Source organism: Bacteroides thetaiotaomicron VPI-5482 (genome assembly GCF_000011065.1).
Taxonomy (GTDB): domain Bacteria; phylum Bacteroidota; class Bacteroidia; order Bacteroidales; family Bacteroidaceae; genus Bacteroides; species Bacteroides thetaiotaomicron.
This window is the reverse complement of record NC_004663.1, coordinates 4,681,246-4,703,430: the sequence shown is the minus strand read 5'-3', so window position 1 is coordinate 4,703,430 and position 22,185 is coordinate 4,681,246. Positions and strand designations below refer to the sequence as shown.

The following is a 22,185-nucleotide window of genomic DNA, read 5'->3' as shown; positions in this document are numbered from 1 at the left end:
ATAAAACTATCAAATGATGAAAAAGGGGATATTATTTGTGCTGACAGCAGCATTTCTGGCATCTTGCCAGCAGGAGGAAAACGAGGGAGTAGCATCTGTGGACCGGGTGACCATCACTCCTATTATCACACGTGCCACAGAGGTTAATTTCGAAGATCAGGATCAGATCGGATTGAGTGTCACTAAAGAAGACGGCACTGTATATGCCACCAACGAGCTTATGACTTTCAATGACGGAGCTTTCGCCGGAAGTCTGAAATGGTATCCCGAAGGAGCAGACAAGTCTTCATTCGTGGCTTACTATCCTTACAGCGCAACCGGTGTACCGACTTCATTCACCGTGCATGCCGACCAGACCACCAACTACGGAATCTCCGACTTTATGGCGGCAAGCAAATCCGACGTACTTCCTTCGGTGAACTCCATCAGCATGATCTTCAAGCACATGCTGACCAAACTGGTTATTAATGTGACAAACGAAACGAATTTGGATATTTCATCTATAGTGCTCAAAGGCTCTGTTCCTACTGCCAATATCAATTTGGCAACCATGAAGACAACCGTAAACGAGAGCGCCGCCGCCACAGACATCACAGCACAACAAGTGACAAAGAATAAGACTTTTCGTGCCATTGTAGTCCCACAGACGGCTGCGTTCACTCTTGCAGTAACAACTTCAGATAACAATACATTGATGCAAAAGCTCGTATCCACAGATTTAGTTCAAGGCGGACAATACAGTGTCAATATACGTGTATTACCCGATAATATCATCGTTACACTCAGTGGTGAGATCGAGAACTGGACAGACGAGGGAGAGATCAAGGGAGATGAGCCGGAAGTTCCTTTTGAAGAGCATGACGGATATTTCATCTACGACGGCATTACCTACAATACGGTAACTCTCTCCAACGGAACAACATGGATGGCGGAACCATTACGCTATGTACCGGATGGATATACTCCGTCAAGTGATCCGGCTGCAGATTCTCACATCTGGTATCCGTACGAATTGGTTACAGTTGACGGTACACTTACTGCAAAAGCATTGCAGGACGCAACTTCTATCAAGCAGTACGGTTATCTCTACGACATCCATGCCGCACTTAGCGGCAAAGCAGTTACTCCGGAAAACTGCTACGACTTTGAAGGAGCACAGGGCATCTGTCCGAAGGGATGGCACATCCCGACTCGCGCCGAATATTTCAGCCTTGTAGGTAATTCGACCAAAGATGCGGACGGCAATAGTTTGGAAAACGGAAAAGACGCTCTTTTCTATGACACAGCATATGACGGTGGTAAAATCCCGACACTCAACGAGGCTAAATTTAATTATCAATTCTCGGGAGTACGTATGTCAACCGGTTATTCAGCCGTCCCCAAATATCAGGCAACGGCAATAACCAGCAGCAACAGTACGGTAACCGAATGGTTTGGAAAACCCAGTATGAGTTATTACATGACTTCAACTGCATATAAGCCTATTTATAGTACAAGCACCGGCGACCTGACCAATATTCAGTTCTTCGGACTAATGAGCACATTCTCAATGGCGAAGTATCCGGAAGGCAGATTGTCTCTGAGTTATATCAGTGTACTTAGTGGTCAAACAGTTCGTTGTGTAAAGAACCAGAACTAAAAGCCATTTGCAAGTTCATAAAAAAGAATATAAACTACATAAAAACAAAAAGTAACAATGAAAACAAAAAAGCTAAGCATCGCAATCGCTCTACTGGCGGTTGCCGTTATCGGAACCTCTTGTGGAAACAAACAGCAGAAAAGTTCCTCGGACACAACAACAGAACAGACCACTTCGTCTGCTTTAGAAATTGACTCTCTTCTTGCAAATGCAGAAAACCTTGCAGGAAAAGAAGTAACCATCGAAGGCGTTTGCACACATACCTGCAAGCATGGCGCCAAGAAAATCTTCCTGATGGGCAGTGACGACACACAAGTGATCCGCGTAGAAGCCGGCACACTGGGAGCATTCGACCCGAAATGTGTGAACTCCATCGTCCGCGTCACCGGAACACTGAAAGAACAACGCATTGACGAAGCCTACCTCCAAAACTGGGAAGCACAACTCAAAGCGCAAGCTGCCGAAAAACACGGAACCGGTGAAGCCGGCTGTGACACAGAGAAGAAAGCACGCGGCGAGACAGCCAACACGCCCGAAGCCCGTATCGCCGACTTCCGCGCGAAGATAGCCGACCGAAAAGCAAGCAGCGGCAAAGAGTATCTGTCTTTCTATTTCATGGAAGCTAATTCGTATGAAGTGGAGTAGCAGCATCCGTAAATGGAGTAGGCTGATACACCGTGATTTATCCTTTTTCTTTGCCGGAATGGTCTTGATTTATGCCATTTCCGGCATTGTGATGAATCACCGTGACACCATCAACCCGAACTTCTCCATCGAACGGAAAGAATATAAGATTGCCGAAAAACTGCCGGGCAAAGAGGGAATGAAAAGGGAAAATGTACTGACTCTGCTGCAACCATTGGGAGAGGAAGGTAACTATACCAAGCACTATTTCCCGAAAGCGGACATCATGAAAGTGTTCTTGAAAGGCGGGTCCAACTTGCAGGTAAACGTCCGTACGGGAGAGGCAGTCTACGAATCTGTCACCCGCCGCCCGCTCATCGGAGCAATGGCACGCCTGCACTACAACCCCGGACAATGGTGGACTTACTTTGCGGATATTTTCGCAGTCGGCCTCATCATCATCACCCTTTCCGGAGTCATCATGCTGAAAGGCAACAAAGGTATTATCGGCAGAGGAGGAATAGAAATGATTGTCGGAATCGTGATTCCCATCCTTTTTCTTCTCTTCTTTTGAACAGAATAACTGATAAAATAAAATGGAACAAATCATAGAATGTAACAACCTGACGCACTACTACGGCAAACGGTTGATTTACGAAAATCTTAGTTTCACAGTCCCCAAAGGCCGCATCCTCGGACTACTGGGCAAGAATGGTACGGGCAAGACCACGACCATCAACATCCTGAGCGGATATCTGAAACCACGTTCCGGAGAATGCCGTATCTTCGGACAAGAGATACAGACGATGGCTCCGGCATTGCGCCGCAACATCGGGCTGCTGATAGAAGGGCACGTACAGTATCAATTCATGAGCATCACCCAGATTGAGAAGTTCTACGCAGCCTTTTACCCCAATCAATGGAAAAAAGAGGCTTATTATGAACTGATGAACAAACTGAAAGTAGCTACCGGACAGCGCATCTCCCGTATGTCTTGCGGACAACGTTCACAAGTAGCACTCGGACTGATTCTGGCACAGAATCCCGAGCTTCTTGTATTAGACGACTTCTCCCTCGGTCTCGACCCCGGTTATCGCCGCCTGTTTGTAGACTATCTCCGCGATTATGCACGTTCCGAAGGCAAGACTGTCTTTCTGACTTCGCATATCATTCAGGATATGGAACGACTGGTAGACGACTGTATCATGATGGACTACGGAAAGATACTGATTCAGAAGCCAATTGACGAATTACTGAAAGAAGGACGCCGCTATACCTGTACTGTTCCCGAAGGTTACGAACTGCCCGCATCCGATGATTTCTATCATCCTTCCGTGATGCGGAATACACTGGAAACATTCTCCTTCCTCCCCCCCACAGAGGCGGAAGCAAAACTGAAATCCATGTCAGTACCCTATACGGACCTGCATAGCGAACATGTGAATCTGGAAGATGCCTTCATCGGTCTGACCGGCAAATACTGATTCAATAAAATAATTAAAGATTAAAAAGTAAATTAGAAGTCTCATGTACGCTATATTTTATAAAGAATGGATCAAGACACGGTGGTATTTTCTGCTTGCCGTAGTCACCACACTCGGTTTTACAGGCTACTGTATGCTTCGCATCAACCGGGTGATAGAAATGAAAGGCGCCGCGCATGTATGGGAAGTCATGATGCAGCGGGATGCCATATTCATCGATATGTTACAATACATCCCCCTGATTGCCGGAGTGTTGATGGCCATCGTGCAGTTTGTTCCCGAGATGCAGCGCAAATGTCTGAAACTGACTTTGCACCTGCCCTATCCCGAACTGAAAATGACCGGCAATATGTTGTTCTCCGGTTTGGTACTGTTGCTTGTCTGCTTCGCTTCCAACTTCCTTCTGATGGAGGTCTATCTGAGCGGAGTACTGGCTCACGAACTGAAGAATCATATACTGCTGACCGCCCTCACGTGGTATCTTGCCGGTATTTCCGGCTACCTGCTCATCGCATGGATCTGCCTCGAACCGGCATGGAAACGCAGAATCATCAATCTCATTATCGCCGTATTGTTACTGCGAATCTTCTTCCTGTCGCCCACGCCGGAAGCTTATAACAAATTCCTCCCGTATCTGCTGGTCTATACGTTGCTGACCGCGTCTTTCTCCTGGCTCTCCATCGTACGGTTCAAAGCGGGAAAGCAGGACTAGGATAATGAAGAATGAAGAACTAAAAATGAAGAATTAAATAAAGATGAAACGTTTCAGTACCCTACTATTATATGTCACCATCGCCTTCCTGCTTCTCTGGCAGTTGCCTTGGTGTTACAACTTCTTTGTCGTAAAGCCGGAGAAGACTCCTTTCACTCTATATAGTTTCGTGATCGGCGATTTCGCCTTGATGGGACAGGAAGAGGGAAAAGGAACCGTACGTCGCGACGCTGCCGGAAACATTTATTCCGAAGCAGCTTTCGACAGTATTCTGCCTATGTTTTATTTCCGCCAGTTGATGTCCGACGAACGTTTTCCGGATACGATTAACGGGATAGCTGTCACTCCGAAGATCGTGCAGACGGAGAATTTCAATTTCCGCAGCGTACCTACGGATATCAACGCTCCTTCCATCGGTCTTTATCCTCTGTTGGAGTCGATGTCCGGGCGTGTAGACCTGAAGATGCCGGATGATGTTTTCCGCATTACTTCGCAAGGCATTGAGTTTATCGATATGGCTTCCAATAGCGTGAATGCAGAAAAAAGCCTCTTGTTTACAGAAGCTATGACCAAGAAGAATTTCCGCTTTCCGGCCATTGAGATCGCAGGAAACCCGACGGTGAAGAAGGAGTATGACGAAGGATACCTTCTGTTGGATGCCGACCGTCGTCTGTTCCATCTGAAACAGGTGAAAGGGCGTCCCTACGTTCGTGCTATCACTTTGCCGGAAGGATTAACATTAGAGCACCTTTATCTGACGGAATTCAGAAATAAAAAGACGCTTGCTTTCCTGACAGATATCAACAATGCTTTATATGTGCTGAAAAGCCGCACGTATGATGTGGTGAAAACAGGAGTTCCTGCATTCAATCCCGAAACGGACGCGCTGACCATCATTGGAAATATGTTCGACTGGACGGTACGGGTGACGAGTCCGTCTTCCGATAATTACTATGCTTTGAACGCGGATGATTATTCACTGATAAAGAAGCTGGAAAATAATTCGAATACTCATTATATGCCCGGCATCAGTTTCACTTCTTATACGGACAAGTATGTGATGCCGCGCTTTGAGTAATAACAGGAATAATAACTTTTAGGCACGGATTACACAGATTAACACGGTTTTAGCGTTGTGAAAGCATAAAGCTATCGTGTTAATTCGTATAATCCGTATCTTTTATTTCTAACATTCACAGAAAACAATAAAGAACCTTTCGCATTTATTCAACAAGAAACTGTACCTTTGCAAGCATGAACATTATCCGATCCGCAATTGCCTCTGCGTTGAACACAAACAAATACGGTAGATAACAACACTAATTTAAAGCCGTATGAAAATTTGCAAGGCATGTACATTTCTGAGTTTCCTCATTATATTATTATACAGTTGTGCGCTTCCGCCTGAGGATGAAAAAGAGAGCCTTGAACCGGACAGTTCAACATCAGAACTTCCCTGGACAGGAGAAACCGAGAAATTCACGATTAATACCAAAGAAGGCGTACACTTGAATGATCCGCAGGAAGATGCAGGAACAGCATATATCACGATCCCCTCTTCTTCTGTAAGAAGCACCCGATGGGAATTCGGGGTACGGCTCACCTTTAATCCTTCCGCCAATAATTACGCCCGTTTCTATTTAGCCTCTTCATCGGAAATACTTTCCGGAGATCTGAACGGCTATTACATTCAGATAGGAGGAACAAAAGACAATGTAGCACTTTACCGGCAAAATGGGAATCAATCCAAATTACTGGCTTCGGGAAGAGAACTCATGAAAGGAAATAATTCTCCGAAATTATTTATCAAAGTAGAATGCGACGCCAACGGCTACTGGACTTTCTGGACACGCATGGAAACGGAAACCGAATATACGAAGGAGAAACAAATAAAAGACGCAAGTATCACAAAGTCAATCTGCTGCGGCATATACTGCGTTTATACAAAAAGCCGCTGTGACGGTTTCACTTTCCATCATATACAGTTGTCTGATGATGTGATAACAAGTACTGAACCGGACGACATACCGGACGTTCCGGATGAACCGGACAAGCCTGACACACCGGAATCGCCGGAATATCCTGACAATGTGAGAAATATGTTACTATTCAACGAAGTGATGTATGACAATGCCAAAGACGGTGCCGAATACATCGAATTCTATAATCCTGCTGATCAGGATATCACTGTAAAGTCTCTGCGTCTGTTTAAAATGAGAGCAACGGGAGAAATATTCAGTACCACAATACTCAAACAGGAAGATGAAAATACAAACCTTGTTATTCCCGGCAAAGGATATATTTGTTTTACTCACTCCGCAACTACACTGATCAGAAAGCATAAGGTTGACGGCAAAAGTATAACCGAAATATCCAAATTTCCGCAACTGAGCAACGACGGAGGTTACCTTGCCTTGGCAACTGATGAAGAACATCCCCGCACGATTGATACCTGCCGTTTCATAGACTGGATGCACGACACTTCAGTCACTACAGGCATTTCATTAGAGAAGATATCTCCTGAACTTCCTTCTCTCAACAAAAACTGGCACTCATCGAGAAATGATACAGGTGGCACACCCGGAATAAAAAACTCATAAGAAGGATGCATTTATTTGATAAATTCCCTACATTTGTACAATTTGTAGGAAAAGCATATTTGAATATATTCACCCGCGAACGAATTTTAAGCAACAGATATGAGTCCAATTATCTTATCTATTACTATCATAGCATACTTTATGATCCTTTTCGCTATCTCCTATATAGCAGGACATAAAGCGGATAACGAAGGCTTCTTCGTCGGCAACCGCAAATCGGCATGGTATATTGTCGCCTTTGCCATGATTGGTTCCACTATCTCCGGAGTTACGTTTGTATCCGTACCGGGTATGGTACAAGCCAGCGGCTTCTCCTACCTGCAAATGGTACTGGGATTTATCGTCGGACAGTTCATTATCGCATTCATACTCGTTCCGCTTTTCTACCGGATGAATCTGGTTTCTATCTATGAATATCTTGAAAATCGCTTCGGAGCTTCTTCCTATAAGACAGGAGCCTGGTTTTTCTTTATTTCCAAAATGCTCGGAGCTGCCGTGCGGCTCTTTTTAGTATGTCTGACCTTGCAATTACTCATCTTCGAGCCTTTCCATATTCCCTTTATAATCAATGTCATACTGACAGTACTCATTGTCTGGCTCTATACTTTCCGGGGAGGAGTGAAATCATTGATATGGACTGATGTACTGAAAACATTCTGTCTGGTAGTCTCCGTCGTACTTTGTATCTACTATATAGCTTCCAGCCTGCATCTGAATTTCAGCGGATTGGTCTCAACGATTTCAGACAACGATCTCTCCAAAATGTTCTTTTTTGACGATGTCAACGACAAGCGATATTTCTTCAAGCAATTCCTGGCAGGAGTCTTTACCGTTATCGCCATGAACGGGCTGGATCAGGATATGATGCAACGGAATCTCAGTTGCAAGAACTTCCGTGACTCACAGAAGAATATGATTACAAGCGGGATTTCACAGTTCTTTGTGATCCTGCTCTTCCTGATGCTGGGTGTCTTGCTCTATACTTTCACCGCCCGACAGGGAATCGAGAATCCCGGTAAGAGCGATGAATTGTTCCCAATGATCGCCACAGGCAATTACTTTCCGGGAATAGTCGGTATCCTGTTCATTATCGGATTGATAGCTTCGGCGTACTCCGCTGCCGGATCGGCCTTGACAGCCCTGACGACTTCTTTCACCGTAGATATTCTGAATGCGCACAAGAAAGACGAAGCGGCACTCAGCAAAATACGGAAACACGTGCACATCGGGATGGCATTCGTGATGGGAATCGTCATCTTCGTATTCAATTTACTGAATAATACGAGTGTGATTGATGCGATTTATACGCTGGCCAGTTATACGTATGGTCCAATTCTCGGACTATTCGCTTTCGGCATTTTTACTAAAAAACAAGTTTATGATCCATATATTCCGTTAGTAGCCATTCTTTCTCCTGCACTTTGCTACGTATTGCAAAGAAATTCGGAAGCCTGGTTCGATGGATATCAAATTAGCTACGAGTTACTGATATTGAATGCTGCGTTTACTTTTCTGGGGCTTTGCCTGCTCATCAAAAGGAAATCGTCAGTAGCCCCTATCAACAACTCTTTAATAAAAAAACATTAAAATGAAAAAGAAAATCAATTGCTTCATACCTTTTGGCAATCCGAAAGATACGATACAAACTGTAAAAGAATTGCAAGCTTCAGAATTAGTGAACAAAATCTACCTGCTAAGCGCTGATACCAACAAAGAGTGCTTACCGGGGTGTGAATGTCTCCTCATTAACGGTCTCTACTCTACAAGTACGATTAAAACAATTGCTGACAACGCAGATGATGCCAGCTATCTTTTGCTTTACACGAAACAGACCCCGCTAAAACTAGGATTGTACGCACTGGAACGCATGACACAGATTATACAGAGTTCCTCAGAAAATGCAATGGTATACGCAGATCATTACCAACTGGTTGACGGAGTTCTCAAACAAGCTCCCGTTATTGATTATCAACAAGGAAGCCTCCGGGATGATTTTGATTTCGGTTCGGTGCTTTTATTCAATTCCGAAATTTTCACCCTTGCTTCAAGTATTCTGGAGGAAACAGTTTTCCAATATGCTGCATTTTATGAAATGCGTCTGATGCTAGGTAATCTATTTCAAATCATCCATATCAATGAGTTCCTTTACACAGAAATAGAAACAGATACTCGGAAAAGCGGAGAAAAACAATTCGACTACGTAAATCCTAAAAATCGGGAAGTACAGATCGAAATGGAGAAAGTTTGTATCAAGCATCTGAAAGAAATCAATGCCTATGTAAGACCTTCTTCCCGAACAGTAAACTTGGACAGAGAAGCTTTTGAGTTTGAAGCATCTGTCATCATACCTGTCCGTAATCGTATCCGGACCATTCGTGACGCCGTAAATTCTGCTTTGAGCCAGCAAACGACTTTTCCCTTTAATGTGATTGTGATCGACAATCACTCAACGGACGGTACCACCGAAGCCCTCCAGGAATTTAGTGCGGACAATAGACTAATACATATCATTCCCCAGGAGAATGATCTCGGTATAGGAGGTTGCTGGAATGTAGGAGTACACCATGAGAAATGCGGTAAATTTGCCGTGCAACTGGATAGCGATGACCTGTATAAGGATGAGCATACCTTACAGAAAATCGTCGATACCTTCTATCAGCAGAACTGTGCAATGGTGATAGGGACTTACCTAATGACGGATTTTCAGATGAACGAGATAGCTCCCGGTGTCATTGACCATAAAGAGTGGACAGTAGAGGACGGTCCCAACAATGCTTTACGTATCAATGGGTTGGGTGCCCCACGGGCCTTCTACACTCCCATCCTTCGCAAGATCAAATTCCCCAATACCAGTTATGGAGAAGATTATGCCATAGGTCTGAGTATTTCTCGTGAATATACGATCGGTCGTATTTATGATGTAATCTATCTTTGCCGCCGTTGGGAAGGCAACTCTGACGCAGCATTAGATATCGAAAAAATTAACCGGAACAATTTCTACAAAGACAGTATCCGAACCTGGGAGTTACAGGCAAGAATCCGGATGCACAGCATTGATGAAAGTTTTCAGCGTCTCGTCAACGAGATGATAGAAAAACAGAAAAAAGACTGGAAGCTGGCAAAAAAGAATTATAAGGAATTAGAACAGAATCTTAAAAAAGAAAAGACGCTGGAACTCAAACTAGGAGGGGACACCAAGAGAGTCAGATTCTTCCCAAATCCACAACGGGCAATCTCTACAATGGCCCAGACCGACTCTCAGTCCATACAAGAAAGACCTTGTTTTCTGTGCAATGACAATCGCCCGGCAGAACAAACGTCTTTGTCACTTGGACATTATGAGGTATGCCTCAATCCTTATCCGATTTTCCGCCGGCATCTGACCATAATTGAAGAGGAACATACCCCGCAAACCATCAAAAACCGTTTTGAGGATATGCTTTTCCTTGCCGAAAACATGAACGAGTTCCTCATCTTATATAACGGACCGGAATGCGGAGCTTCCGCCCCTGACCATATGCACTTTCAGGCAGCAGGAAAAGAGGAAAAGATTGCCAATCCTTTTGGGATGACTTTCATATCGGACATGCTTAGTTCTGAAGATAGCGTACATAGTCATCTAGAAAATGGGTTCACCACGAGCATTGGCATTTCATCTCCAAACAGAAGAGGGATCATTGAAATGTTTGAGTATCTTTACGATAAGATAGTTTCTATTTATCATGACAAAGAACCTTTAATCAATGTGATTGCCTGGTATGGACTCGAAACAGTAAACCGCACTGGAGGCGATGAAATAAAACAGTGGAACTGTATTATTTTCCTACGTTCTAAACATCGGCCGGAATGTTATTATGCCCAAGGGAAAAAAGGCTTATTGATAAGCCCGGCTATTGCGGAGATGTGTGGCGTATTCCCCATTGTAAGAGAAGAAGATTTGGATAAGATAACAGCTAAAAAAATCACTCAGATTTACAAGGAGGTCAGTTTGTCACAGGAACAGTTAAAAGCACTCACCGATCAAACATCCTAGTAAAGAAGAAATGGAAGAACCTCAGATTACAGTCGGTATCCTTTCGGGAAAAGAAATTGAATTTTCTTTTCCCGAAAGCTTCACTACTCCTGACGGCACAAAGGTTTCAGGGGCACAAAAGGCTGTTTATCAAAAAGAAAAGATATACTGGTCAGGGAAAGAATACGATGAATTGATATTCTACCCTCAGCCAAATGCCGGGATCTTCTTTGAGCTAAAGGATGTCACCATCGGCATCAATTTTCATTGGGAACGCAAAGAAGTACAACGCTTCCAGGGAGCTTTGAAAATCATTGTCGAAGGAGAGACACTGACCGCCATCAATGTAATCTCTATAGAAGATTACCTGACAAGTGTCATCTCATCAGAAATGAGTGCCACCGCCTCTTTGGAACTACTGAAAGCGCATGCAGTCATTTCCAGAAGCTGGCTGATCAATAAATTGAGAGTGGAGAATGAAAAATGGAAAGCTACTATACAGCCGGACAGCGCAGCCAACTCTCCACATTCCACTCTCCACTCTCAACTTATCAAATGGTATGATCATGAAGCGCATACGCACTTTGATGTTTGTGCGGATGATCATTGCCAGCGCTATCAGGGAATTACCCGTGCTTCTACTCCACAAGCTATCGAAGCTGTTTCAGCTACCCGTGGAGAGGTGCTGATGTATGAAGGAAAGATTTGCGATGCGCGATTCTCCAAATGTTGTGGCGGTGCAATGGAAGAGTTTCAGAATTGTTGGGAGAATGTGAGGCATCCTTATCTGACCGGTAAACGAGATTACATACCGGAATCCCATGCTTCTGATTCGGAGAAACAAATAACAGGTCCGGCAATACAGCTTCCCGATCTGACGCAGGAAGAAGAAGCGGACCGATGGATACGAACTTCTCCGGATGCTTTCTGTAATACGCAGGATAAAAAGATTCTGAGTCAGGTTCTTAATAACTACGATCAGGAAACGACTGATTTCTACCGTTGGAAAATCAGTTATAGCCAACAGGAACTAGCTGAGTTAATCCATCAACGTTCGGGAATTGATTTCGGGGAAATCATAGACTTAATCCCTGTAGAGCGAGGAACTTCCGGACGCCTGATACGATTAAAGATAGTAGGTACTTTACGGACACTGACCATCGGAAAAGAATTAGAGATCCGACGTACATTGTCGCCTTCCCATCTTTATAGTTCAGCATTCCTTGTGGATAAGGAAAAAGGAGAAGAGGGAAATGTTCCAACCCGCTTTACACTGACGGGAGCCGGTTGGGGACACGGAGTAGGACTTTGTCAGATCGGTGCGGCAGTAATGGGAGAGCGAGGTTATTATTACAAAGATATTTTAGCTCACTATTATCCCGGAAGCAGACTTGAAAAACAATATGAATAACATCTGAGACTAATGCCATGATATCAACAAGAAATGCCAAGAACATAATACCAAGAAACAATCGAAATCCGTGGAGCTGGATTCCGACTCTTTATTTTGCGGAAGGACTGCCTTATGTGGCTGTGATGACAATTGCCGTTATCATGTACAAGCGCCTGGGATTGTCGAATACAGAAATAGCGCTTTATACTTCCTGGTTATATCTGCCTTGGACGATCAAACCATTATGGAGTCCTTTCGTAGATCTGGTCAAGACAAAGCGTTCCTGGATTATTGCCATGCAGGGTTTGATTGCTGCCGGTTTCGCCGGTATTGCCTTTTTTATCCCGACTCCACACTATGTGCAACTCACTCTGGCATTCTTTTGGCTGATGGCATTCAGTTCTGCCACGCATGACATTGCGGCTGACGGCTTTTATATGCTTGGCCTCAACAACAAAGAACAATCCTTCTTCGTAGGCATCAGAAACACTTGCTATCGTTTCGCCAATATCTTCGGGCAGGGAATCCTGGTTATGTTGGCAGGCTGGTTGGAAACATCGCATGGCAATGTTCCAATGGCCTGGAGTATCACTTTCTATCTGATGGCAGGATTATTCCTCGGACTGACACTATACCATCGCTTTATTCTCCCCCACCCTGCTTCAGATGTCAAAAGACCGGGGTTAACACCGGGTAAGTTACTGGAAGATTTCTTTAAGACATTCGTCACTTTCTTTGAGAAGAAAAACCTGGGACTTATGTTTTTCTTCCTGCTCACCTATCGGTTGGGAGAATCCCAACTTGCTAAAATAGCCTCTCCATTCTTATTGGATGGTGCCGAACAAGGCGGATTGGGATTATCAACCGCATCCGTCGGAGTCATTTATGGCACCATCGGCGTAGCCGCCCTACTGATAGGCGGCATCATCAGCGGTTTCCTCGTTTCCCGTGACGGTTTTAAGAAATGGATCATTCCCATGGCGCTGGCTATCAACCTCCCCGACCTTTTATATGTCTGGATGGCAGCAGCTACTCCGGACAACCTCCTGCTAATCTCCATTTGTGTAGCCATCGAACAGCTGGGATATGGCTTCGGCTTTACTGCCTATATGCTTTATCTGATTTATATTGCAGATGGTGAACACAAAACAGCTCATTATGCCATTGGAACAGGTTTTATGGCACTTGGCATGATGCTTCCGGGAATGCCGGCAGGATGGATACAGGAACATCTTGGATACACCAACTTCTTTATCTGGGTATGCGTATGCACCATTCCCGGCATCCTTGCTTCATGGATGATCCGCAATCGACTGGACAGTTCCTTCGGAAAAAAGAGATAAAATTGAATTACTTATAACTTAACACATTAAAAAGTAACAGTCATGAATGTAACAACAAGTAACAAACGCCTATTGGCACTCGATGTGATGCGGGGCATCACCATCGCGGGTATGATCTTAGTAAATACGCCCGGTTCCTGGCAACATGCGTATGCTCCCCTCAAACATGCCGAGTGGATTGGATTAACTCCTACCGATCTGGTATTCCCATTCTTTATGTTCATTATGGGAATCTCCACGTACATCTCTTTGAGAAAGTACAATTTCACCTTCAGTGTTCCCGCGGGTTTAAAAATTCTCAAACGGACCGTGATCATTTTCCTGATTGGAATTGGCATCAGCTGGCTTTCCATTCTCTGCTTCCAGCACGATCCCTTCCCTATCGACCAGATTCGCATTCTCGGAGTCATGCAACGGCTTGCTTTGGGATATGGAGTTACTGCCATAGTCGCTTTACTCATGAAGCATAAATATATACCTTATTTAATTGCTGTACTTCTCATTAGTTATTTTGCAATCCTTGCCCTCGGCAATGGATATGTCTACGACGAAACAAATATTCTTTCCATCGTCGACCGTGCAGTATTAGGACAAGCTCATATCTATGGCGGTCAGATACTTGATCCGGAAGGACTGCTTAGTACTATTTCAGCCATCGCCCACGTCTTAATCGGCTTCTGTGCCGGAAAGCTATTGATGGAAGTAAAAGATATTCATGAGAAGCTGGAACGTTTGTTCCTGATAGGTACTATCCTTACTTTCGCAGGTTTCTTACTGAGTTATGGTTCCCCTATCTGCAAGAAAGTATGGTCTCCTTCCTTCGTACTCGTAACCTGCGGTCTGGGTTCCAGTTTTCTGGCATTACTCGTATGGATCATTGACATTAAAGGTTATAAAAACTGGAGCCGTTTCTTCGAATCGTTTGGAGTAAATCCGCTATTTATTTATGTATTGGCAGATATTCTGGCGATTACGCTGGCAGTCATTCCTATGACCTACCAAGGTGAAGCGACTTCTTTACATGGCTATATTTACAGCGCACTCCTACAACCTGTCTTCGGAGATAAAGGAGGCTCGCTTGTATTTGCCCTGCTTTTTGTCCTTCTCAACTGGGCAATAGGCTACATTCTATATAAAAAGAAAATATACATTAAGATATGATACTCATTGCAGACAGTGGTTCTACCAAAACAGACTGGTGTGTCGTACTGAACGGCGCAGTTATCAAGCGACTTGGAACGAAAGGGATCAACCCTTTCTTCCAGTCGGAAGAAGAAATCCAACAGAAGCTGACAGCTTCCCTTCTGCCTCAACTGCCGGAAGGGAAATTCAATGCAGTTTACTTCTACGGAGCAGGTTGTACACCCGAGAAAGCTCCCGTCCTCCGACGGGCTATTGCAGACAGTCTGCCCGTTATCGGGAATATTAAAGCTAATTCGGATATGCTGGCTGCCGCCCACGGGCTATGTGGCCAGAAGGCTGGTATCGCCTGTATTTTGGGGACGGGGTCCAATTCTTGTTTTTACAATGGAAAAGAGATCGTCAGTAACATCTCTCCTCTCGGATTTATTTTGGGAGATGAAGGTAGCGGTGCCGTACTTGGAAAACTGCTGGTAGGAGATATTCTGAAAAATCAACTTCCTGCCACCTTGAAAGAAGAGTTTCTGAAGCAGTTCGATCTGACGCCTCCCGAAATCATCGACCGGGTTTATCGCCAGCCCTTTCCCAATCGTTTTTTGGCCAGTCTCTCTCCTTTTATCGCACAGCATTTGGAAGAACCGGCTATCCGCCAATTAGTTATGAACAGCTTTATAGCTTTCTTTCGCAGGAATGTGATGCAGTATGATTACAAGCAATATCCGGTACACTTCATCGGATCGATAGCCTACTGTTACAAAGAGATTCTACAGGATGCTGCCCGACAAACAGGTATTCAGATAGGTAAGATTCTCCAAAGTCCGATGGAAGGATTGATTCAATATCATAGCCAATTATCATTCCATCCTTAATAATAGAAGAACATTCTAAAGACTAAAAGCACAAATTATACTTCAATCTTTTAATGCCACGCAGTTATGTAAAGAATGATAACCATTTATTGACCCGTGTTTAGGGCCAGTCCGTAAAACACTGATTCTCAACAGATAAAAAACATCTAGAATTTCTTTAAAAGAAAAGATCTGTTGGTTTTAAAGGAACGGTGTCTTGGTTTTAAAGGAACGACCCGTTGGTTTAAAACCAACGGGATCATTCTTTCTTCATATTCTCAATACAATGGGCTAAGCGGTTGATTCTGTAAAATAAATTATCTACATTTCTACCAAGATACGGAATACCTTTCCCGGATCAGCTGCCCATTCTTTCATTGCCTCCAAAGCATCTTCCGGTTTTGCAATCTTTGAGATCAGTTCTTCTACCGGACACTTACCTTCTTTCATATAGTTGATTACCGCACGGAAATCAGCAGGCAATGCATTTCTGGAACCACGAATATCCAGTTCTTTCTGGACGAAATACTTGGTCTGAAAAGCGACTTCTTTTTTGGCGTAGCCAATACAAACCACACGACCGGTAAAGCCAACTTCATCCACAGCCATTACATAAGTCACAGGACTGCCGACAGCTTCAATCACGACATCAGCTCCAAACCCTGCGGTGATTTCCTGTATCCGCTCATGTACATTCTCTGTTTTAGAGTTTACTGCGTAAGACGCTCCCACTCTTTTGGCCAGTACCAGTTTTTCATCATCCAGATCGACCGCAATCACCGTCGCTCCTCTCAAGGCAGCACGTACAATAGCGCCAATCCCAATCATACCACAGCCAATCACCATCACATACTCATTATCGATGACCTGAGCACGGGAAACAGCATGAAATCCTACACTCATCGGCTCAATCAGAGCACAGTCACGGGATGAGATATTACCTGCCGGGATAATCTTCGTCCAAGGAAGCACGGCGTATTCGCACATCACTCCATTCCGTTGTACGCCTAATGTCTCATTATGCTCGCAGGCATTGACACGCCCGTTACGGCACGAAGCACATTTACCACAATTGGTATATGGGTTCAATGTTACATTCATCCCTTTCTCAAAGCCAGCCGGAACATCCGGACCGATCTCTTCAATCACTGCTCCTACTTCATGCCCCGGTATTACAGGGAGTTTCACCATCGGGTTACGCCCCAGGAAAGTGTTTAAATCGGAGCCACAGAATCCGACATACTTGATTCTTACCAATACTTCACCGGCACCGACGGTCGGTTTTTCCAGTTCAACCACCTTCATTTCGGAGGGGTTGACAATTTGAACTGCTTTCATTTTATTTGTTTGAGATAAATTTATTAATCAATTACTTTATAGCCCTTCCAACCGTAATAGGCACAAAACGCAAAACAAATCATCGGTATGCCATAAGCGACATAATAAATATGTTCATTAACGTGCATGAAGTACGCTGTCAACTGAGGAAGACAGGCATTACCGACAATTGCCATTACCAGAAAGGCCGAACCGCTCTTTGTCTGATTTCCGAGTCCTTTCAGTGCCAAAGAGAACTGTGTAGGATACATGATAGACATAAAGAAAGAGATGGCGAGCATCGCATACAGTCCGATCATTCCTCCCCATAGCATCACGACACCACACAAAAGGATATTCATCAAAGCATACACCAGCAACATACCCTGCGGACGGAACTTGACCATCAATCCCGTACCAATCCAGCGCCCCAGCAAGAAGGCCAGCATATACAGTCCAAAGAAAGTGGTAGCCGTATCTTCCGGCAAACCGGCATAAGTGCAGCAGTATACGAGAAACAGACTGTTGATAGCTGTTTGCCCACCATTATAAAAGAACTGCGCGATGACTCCCCAACGTAAATGCGAGCGTTTCAGCACATCGAAATCAATCAGTTTTTCTTTCTTTCCGGATGCAGGTTCCGCTCCTTCATCTCCAATCTTCGGCAATTTTGAGAAAACAAATACGACCGCTATCGCAAGAAGCAACAGAGCCAATATCAGATAAGGAAGTTTCATCGCATCCGTTTCCAGTTGTATATAAGCCTGCCAGCCTCCCGGATAATCAACAGGAAGCGTCTCGCGTGTATAATGGGTGCCGCTTAGAATCAGCTTGCTCAGAAACATCGCTGCGATAAAAGCACCCAGACCATTGAAGGATTGCGCCAGATTCAATCGGCGCGGAGCCGTTTCGGGAGCTCCCAACACGGTTACATAGGGATTGGCGGCTGTCTCCAGAAAACACATTCCGGTAGCGATAATGAAGAAGATGCAGAGATAAGCCCAATATTCTTTCAGCATGGCAGCAGGAAAGAACAGCAATCCGCCGACAGCTGCCAGCAACAGCCCGAAGATGATTCCCGCCTTATAGCTATAACGCTTCATGAACATAGCTATCGGGATAGGGAAAATAAAGTAAGCCAGCCAATAAGCGGTCTCCGTAAAAGAGGCCTCGAAGGTGTTCAGTTCACAGGTTTTCATCAACTGCCGGATCATTGTGGGAAGCAGATTGCTGCTGATCGCCCACAAGAAGAAAAGGCTGAAAACCAGTGCGAGAGGAATGGTATATGTATTCTTTTTCATGTGTACAGTGATTGTTTAGTGGTATTGTAATTGTTTCCTTTCTATTCCGACATATTTTTAATGTACGGGAGTTCCGGAAGTTCTGCAAACCCGTAGAATTTCCGCGCATTCCCGCCCAGGAATAACGTTTTCTCCGCTTCCGACAATTCCGGGGATTTCACCACAAAGTCATAAGACATCTTATAAGTAATGGCTGTTATCGTGCGCGGATAATCCGAGCCCCACATCAGTTTCTCCATACCAACCAGTTCTGCGGCTTCACGAATAGCCTTTATGGCACCTTTAAACGGATAAAACTCGTCATTGAACAGCCATGTGATACCACCGGACTCAATCATCACATTCGGATGACGTGCCAACTTAATCTGCTCTTTCCAATCCGGAAGAGTAACCATCCCGAAATGTCCGACAGCAATCTTCAATCGAGGACATTCCTGAATAATCTCTTCCATCTCCAGAACCTGTATCGCCCCCTCTGCCAAGTCGACTGACAAGATCACTCCCCGCTCTTCCATCCACCGGAACATCTGCATCATTTCAGGACAGTTCAACATTACCCGTCCCTCTTTCAGAAGTAAGCGCTGGGCAGGAATCTTAATCGCTTTAAATCCCTTCCCGATCAGTTCTTTCGCCTGTTCCAGATAGCCCGGCTTGCGAAACTCACACATTCCGCAAACAAAGAAACGGTCCGGATAGCGTGAAACAACCTCCATCAGATAATCGTTCTGAATGCCGTCTATAAATTCTTGTGTAATAACCGCAGCCGAGACTTGGGCATAATCCATATTGGACAGAAAAACTTCCGCACTATTCACCCCGTCAATCATAAAAGGAGGAACCATCTGCCGAATCTCCCCCATAAACAGGGAGCGTCCGTTCTCTAAAGTACGGATAGGAAAACCATCGACCACCGTATCTTGGCGAAGCCACAGATGGGCATGCGCATCAATAATCGTATAATCCATAGAATCGATCGTTTTTTAAGAGTTTGCCCAACTTACACGCTGCTGTTCTCCGATAATTTCCCGCACTTCACGCACGAGTTCCCAATCGACCGGTTCTTCAATAAAGCCGATATTTTTCTTCACATTCTCCGGATTAGTGGTGCTGAACAGGGTAGTCGCAATCTTTGGATTACTCACCGAGAATTGCATAGCGAGCTTTTCTATCGGATAATTCTTTGCTTTACAATGCTCCATCGCTTTGCGACAGGCATCTACCAATGGCTTGGGAGCCGGATGCCAGACCGGAACACCACGTTCGCTCAGCAAGCCCATCGAGAGAGGAGAAGCATTGATGACACCGATTTCTTTCGATTCGAAATAGTCAAGGAAGTCAGCCAATTTATCATCGCACAGACAATAGTGACAGAAGCTAAGAACAGATTCAATAGTTCCGCTTGGCGAACGGTCTATCACCCATTTCAAGTTTTCGAGCTGCAAGTCAGTGATTCCGACATGTCCTACCACTCCTTTCTCACGCAGTTCGACCAAAGCAGGCAATGTCTCATTAACCACCTGATTCAGGTCGGCAAACTCAATATCATGCACATTGATCAAATCGATGAAGTCAATATTCAGACGTTCCATACTTTCATATACACTCTCCGTCGCACGCTTTGCCGAGTAGTCCCATGTATTGACTCCGTCTTTGCCATAGCGTCCGACTTTCGTAGAAAGATAATAACGGTCGCGAGGAATATCCTTCAGCGCTTTGCCTAGAACAGTCTCTGCCTTATAATGTCCGTAATAAGGGGAAACATCGATAAAGTTCATTCCGGCTTCGATGGCTGTAAACACAGCCTGAATGCCTTCTTTTTCTTTTAAATCATGGAAAACTCCTCCCAGAGAGGAAGCTCCGAAGCTGAGAGACGATACTTTCATCCCTGTCTTTCCGATTTCATGGTATTGCATACGTATAGGGTTTTAAATTATTTTGTATGCGACAAAAGTAAGGGGTGAACCCTTCTCAACGGACAAGAGAGGGGCGAAAAAGCTACGTAACGGTTTACGTAAAAAATATTTCTTTAAATGCGGAGATTTATCAGGGAATATGCTTTCTTTGCAGATAAATCTAAGTTGGAGACCTTCAGATGGAAAACCGGAAACATACTTCACTCAAAGACCTCGCCCAAGCATTAGGCGTATCCATCCCTACTGTATCCCGAGCGCTGAAAGACAGCCCGGAAATCAGCCGTGAACTTTGCGCCAAAGCCAAGAAGCTGGCCAAAGAGATGAATTATCGTCCCAATCCTTTCGCTATGAGTCTGCGAAAGAATGCGCCGCGCATCATCGGAGTGATCGTTCCGGATATTGTCACTCATTTCTTTGCCTCCATTCTGAACGGGATAGAGAACATGGCGATCGATAACGGATATTTCGTCATTATCACGACATCGCACGAGTCTTTCGAGCATGAAAAAAGGAATATAGAGAATCTGGTCAATATGCGGGTAGAGGGGATTATCGCCTGCCTGTCTCAGGAAACAACTGACTTTTCTCATTTTGCCGCATTGAAAGAGATCAATATGCCGCTGATTCTGTTCGACCGTGTTTGCCTGACCGATCAATTCTCGTCAGTAATAGCAGACGGAGCACAATCCGCACAAATGGCTACCCAGCATCTGCTGGACAATGGAAGTAAACGGGTGGCTTTTATCGGCGGTGCCAATCATCTGGATATTGTAAAAAGAAGGAAGCACGGTTATCTGGAAGCCTTGCGCGATAATCGGATTCCGATTGAAAAGGAATTAGTTGTCTGCCGGAAAATTGATTATGAGGAAGGACAGATTGCTACGGAAACATTATTATCTCTCCCCCAGCCTCCCGATGCCATCCTTGCCATGAATGACACATTGGCTTTTGCCGCCATGGAAGTAATCAAAAGGCACGGACTTCGTATTCCCGACGATATCGCCATCATCGGATACACGGATGAGCAGCACGCCAATTATGTGGAACCCAAGTTATCTGCCGTATCGCATCAGACTTATAAGATGGGGGAAACAGCGTGTCAACTGCTGATTGATCAAATTAAGGGAGACAGGACGGTCAAGCAAGTGGTGATTCCGACACATTTGCAGATAAGGGAGAGTAGCATTAAGGAGAATAATAAAAAAAATGCTGTATCTACGTAATATAGATACAGCACCTTTTACATATAGAGAGTTTTATCTTATTATTTCAACTCCGCTTCAGTATTAGCAAAATCAAGCAATGTGATATCAAAGACAAGAGCTGAATACCCCAAAATGCCTGTAGTACCGCTACTTCCATAGGCATAATCCCAAGGGATATAAACCTTCCAACGATCACCAACTTCCATTCTCTGAAGCACTTCACCCCAGCCGGTAATTACCCCGCTGACCTGGAAAATGGTGGTAGGAGAATCTCCTTCACTTGGATCTTTCCCATCTACAACCGGATTATCTCCCTTAAAGTTACCATCAAAATATTCTCCTAAAATATTTGTTCCTTTATAATATACCTTCACATAGTCAGTATATTTAGGATTTCCCGCCTTTACTACATGATCAGTCATTGGCTCCATTTCCTTATAATAAATATAATTACCAGGAGCAGTCAACATCTCTATGCGTTCCAAGCCTCCTCTACCAGAAGCCGTAGCATAAACATTCGCAAGAGAGTCAATAAATGCCTCATTGCGCGCACGCCAATTATCGTATTTACCAACTTCTTCGGTTTCGCTACAAGAAACAAAAGCCAAAGCCAGTAATACTAAGGAGAATAAATAGATTTTTTTACTCATTCGT

The 22,185-nt window shown here is 44.5% G+C and carries 19 protein-coding genes; 14 read left to right on the top strand and 5 right to left on the bottom strand.

Going from position 1 to position 22,185, the window contains the following annotated elements:
* Nucleotides 1-13 precede the first annotated feature (13 nt).
* The 13 genes from BT_RS18315 to BT_RS18255 all read left to right on the top strand — a co-directional run bounded on the left by BT_RS18315 (nucleotide 14) and on the right by BT_RS18255 (nucleotide 15,816).
* Nucleotides 14-1,639 carry a fimbrillin family protein gene (locus BT_RS18315; RefSeq protein ID WP_011108912.1) on the top strand — a complete coding sequence of 542 codons (1,626 nt, stop codon included), beginning with the start codon at nucleotides 14-16 and terminating at the stop codon, nucleotides 1,637-1,639.
* Nucleotides 1,640-1,696: 57 nt separating this feature from the next.
* Nucleotides 1,697-2,284: a hypothetical protein gene (locus BT_RS18310; protein ID WP_008762576.1), complete on the top strand. Its 588-nt coding sequence runs from the start codon at nucleotides 1,697-1,699 to the stop codon at nucleotides 2,282-2,284.
* Nucleotides 2,271-2,837, top strand: a complete 567-nt coding sequence (locus tag BT_RS18305) for a PepSY-associated TM helix domain-containing protein (protein ID WP_011108911.1) — start codon at nucleotides 2,271-2,273, stop codon at nucleotides 2,835-2,837. The genes BT_RS18310 and BT_RS18305 overlap by 14 nt, the downstream gene beginning before the upstream one ends.
* 22 nt (nucleotides 2,838-2,859) lie before the next feature.
* A complete protein-coding gene (locus BT_RS18300; protein WP_008767082.1) occupies nucleotides 2,860-3,747 on the top strand; it encodes an ABC transporter ATP-binding protein in 888 nt (295 codons plus the stop codon).
* Between the two features lie 43 nt (nucleotides 3,748-3,790).
* Nucleotides 3,791-4,459, top strand: a complete 669-nt coding sequence (locus BT_RS18295) for a hypothetical protein (RefSeq protein ID WP_008762573.1) — start codon at nucleotides 3,791-3,793, stop codon at nucleotides 4,457-4,459.
* Between the two features lie 43 nt (nucleotides 4,460-4,502).
* Nucleotides 4,503-5,537, top strand: a complete 1,035-nt coding sequence (locus BT_RS18290; RefSeq protein WP_008767083.1) for a DUF4857 domain-containing protein — start codon at nucleotides 4,503-4,505, stop codon at nucleotides 5,535-5,537.
* 256 nt (nucleotides 5,538-5,793) lie between these two features.
* Entirely contained in the window at nucleotides 5,794-7,059 is a 1,266-nt protein-coding gene (locus tag BT_RS18285) for a lamin tail domain-containing protein (protein ID WP_008767084.1), read from the top strand.
* 99 nt (nucleotides 7,060-7,158) lie between these two features.
* A complete protein-coding gene (locus tag BT_RS18280; protein ID WP_008767085.1) occupies nucleotides 7,159-8,646 on the top strand; it encodes a sodium:solute symporter in 1,488 nt (495 codons plus the stop codon).
* Between the two features lies 1 nt (nucleotide 8,647).
* On the top strand, nucleotides 8,648-11,092 hold the full coding sequence (locus BT_RS18275; protein WP_008762569.1) for a DUF4922 domain-containing protein: 2,445 nt from the start codon (nucleotides 8,648-8,650) through the stop codon (nucleotides 11,090-11,092).
* A 10-nt stretch (nucleotides 11,093-11,102) separates the two neighbouring features.
* Nucleotides 11,103-12,482: a SpoIID/LytB domain-containing protein gene (locus tag BT_RS18270; RefSeq protein WP_008767086.1), complete on the top strand. Its 1,380-nt coding sequence runs from the start codon at nucleotides 11,103-11,105 to the stop codon at nucleotides 12,480-12,482.
* 17 nt (nucleotides 12,483-12,499) lie between these two features.
* Nucleotides 12,500-13,807 carry an AmpG family muropeptide MFS transporter gene (locus tag BT_RS18265; RefSeq protein ID WP_008762567.1) on the top strand — a complete coding sequence of 436 codons (1,308 nt, stop codon included), beginning with the start codon at nucleotides 12,500-12,502 and terminating at the stop codon, nucleotides 13,805-13,807.
* A gap of 42 nt (nucleotides 13,808-13,849) precedes the next feature.
* A complete protein-coding gene (locus tag BT_RS18260) occupies nucleotides 13,850-14,968 on the top strand; it encodes an acyltransferase family protein (protein WP_008762566.1) in 1,119 nt (372 codons plus the stop codon).
* On the top strand, nucleotides 14,965-15,816 hold the full coding sequence (locus BT_RS18255; RefSeq protein ID WP_008767088.1) for an ATPase: 852 nt from the start codon (nucleotides 14,965-14,967) through the stop codon (nucleotides 15,814-15,816). The genes BT_RS18260 and BT_RS18255 overlap by 4 nt, the downstream gene beginning before the upstream one ends.
* A gap of 300 nt (nucleotides 15,817-16,116) precedes the next feature.
* Here BT_RS18255 and BT_RS18250 read toward each other — a convergent pair whose 3' ends face one another.
* The 4 genes from BT_RS18250 to BT_RS18235 are packed head-to-tail and all read right to left on the bottom strand — an operon-like array spanning nucleotide 16,117 to nucleotide 20,326.
* A complete protein-coding gene (locus BT_RS18250; RefSeq protein ID WP_011108909.1) occupies nucleotides 16,117-17,133 on the bottom strand; it encodes a zinc-binding alcohol dehydrogenase family protein in 1,017 nt (338 codons plus the stop codon).
* A 23-nt stretch (nucleotides 17,134-17,156) separates the two neighbouring features.
* Nucleotides 17,157-18,413 carry an L-fucose:H+ symporter permease gene (gene fucP, locus BT_RS18245; protein WP_008767090.1) on the bottom strand — a complete coding sequence of 419 codons (1,257 nt, stop codon included), beginning with the start codon at nucleotides 18,411-18,413 and terminating at the stop codon, nucleotides 17,157-17,159.
* A 41-nt stretch (nucleotides 18,414-18,454) separates the two neighbouring features.
* The gene (locus BT_RS18240; protein ID WP_008767091.1) at nucleotides 18,455-19,378 is read right to left on the bottom strand and encodes an amidohydrolase family protein; all 924 of its coding nucleotides are present in this window, start codon (nucleotides 19,376-19,378) and stop codon (nucleotides 18,455-18,457) included.
* A 15-nt stretch (nucleotides 19,379-19,393) separates the two neighbouring features.
* On the bottom strand, nucleotides 19,394-20,326 hold the full coding sequence (locus BT_RS18235) for an aldo/keto reductase (RefSeq protein WP_008762562.1): 933 nt from the start codon (nucleotides 20,324-20,326) through the stop codon (nucleotides 19,394-19,396).
* Nucleotides 20,327-20,505: 179 nt separating this feature from the next.
* Here BT_RS18235 and BT_RS18230 point away from each other — a divergent pair, with 179 nt between their 5' ends.
* Nucleotides 20,506-21,549, top strand: a complete 1,044-nt coding sequence (locus BT_RS18230; protein ID WP_008762561.1) for a LacI family DNA-binding transcriptional regulator — start codon at nucleotides 20,506-20,508, stop codon at nucleotides 21,547-21,549.
* Between the two features lie 41 nt (nucleotides 21,550-21,590).
* Here the strand turns inward: BT_RS18230 and BT_RS18225 are convergent, their stop codons facing one another.
* Nucleotides 21,591-22,181, bottom strand: coding sequence for an FKBP-type peptidyl-prolyl cis-trans isomerase (locus BT_RS18225; RefSeq protein WP_008762560.1), 591 nt, complete (start codon nucleotides 22,179-22,181; stop codon nucleotides 21,591-21,593).
* Between the last annotated feature and the right edge of the window lie 4 nt (nucleotides 22,182-22,185).

Bases quoted from the DNA above. Each gene is read 5' to 3' on its own strand.
- BT_RS18225 (WP_008762560.1), bottom strand. From the start codon at position 22,181: ATGAGTAAAAAAATCTATTTATTCTCCTTAGTATTACTGGCTTTGGCT.
- BT_RS18285 (WP_008767084.1), top strand. From the start codon at position 5,794: ATGAAAATTTGCAAGGCATGTACATTTCTGAGTTTCCTCATTATATTA.
- BT_RS18260 (WP_008762566.1), top strand. From the start codon at position 13,850: ATGAATGTAACAACAAGTAACAAACGCCTATTGGCACTCGATGTGATG.
- BT_RS18290 (WP_008767083.1), top strand. From the start codon at position 4,503: ATGAAACGTTTCAGTACCCTACTATTATATGTCACCATCGCCTTCCTG.
- BT_RS18315 (WP_011108912.1), top strand. From the start codon at position 14: ATGATGAAAAAGGGGATATTATTTGTGCTGACAGCAGCATTTCTGGCA.
- BT_RS18235 (WP_008762562.1), bottom strand. From the start codon at position 20,326: ATGCAATACCATGAAATCGGAAAGACAGGGATGAAAGTATCGTCTCTC.
- BT_RS18230 (WP_008762561.1), top strand. From the start codon at position 20,506: ATGGAAAACCGGAAACATACTTCACTCAAAGACCTCGCCCAAGCATTA.
- BT_RS18275 (WP_008762569.1), top strand. From the start codon at position 8,648: ATGAAAAAGAAAATCAATTGCTTCATACCTTTTGGCAATCCGAAAGAT.
- BT_RS18280 (WP_008767085.1), top strand. From the start codon at position 7,159: ATGAGTCCAATTATCTTATCTATTACTATCATAGCATACTTTATGATC.
- BT_RS18240 (WP_008767091.1), bottom strand. From the start codon at position 19,378: ATGGATTATACGATTATTGATGCGCATGCCCATCTGTGGCTTCGCCAA.
- BT_RS18305 (WP_011108911.1), top strand. From the start codon at position 2,271: ATGAAGTGGAGTAGCAGCATCCGTAAATGGAGTAGGCTGATACACCGT.
- BT_RS18250 (WP_011108909.1), bottom strand. From the start codon at position 17,133: ATGAAAGCAGTTCAAATTGTCAACCCCTCCGAAATGAAGGTGGTTGAA.
- BT_RS18265 (WP_008762567.1), top strand. From the start codon at position 12,500: ATGATATCAACAAGAAATGCCAAGAACATAATACCAAGAAACAATCGA.
- BT_RS18295 (WP_008762573.1), top strand. From the start codon at position 3,791: ATGTACGCTATATTTTATAAAGAATGGATCAAGACACGGTGGTATTTT.
- BT_RS18255 (WP_008767088.1), top strand. From the start codon at position 14,965: ATGATACTCATTGCAGACAGTGGTTCTACCAAAACAGACTGGTGTGTC.
- fucP (WP_008767090.1), bottom strand. From the start codon at position 18,413: ATGAAAAAGAATACATATACCATTCCTCTCGCACTGGTTTTCAGCCTT.
- BT_RS18270 (WP_008767086.1), top strand. From the start codon at position 11,103: ATGGAAGAACCTCAGATTACAGTCGGTATCCTTTCGGGAAAAGAAATT.
- BT_RS18310 (WP_008762576.1), top strand. From the start codon at position 1,697: ATGAAAACAAAAAAGCTAAGCATCGCAATCGCTCTACTGGCGGTTGCC.
- BT_RS18300 (WP_008767082.1), top strand. From the start codon at position 2,860: ATGGAACAAATCATAGAATGTAACAACCTGACGCACTACTACGGCAAA.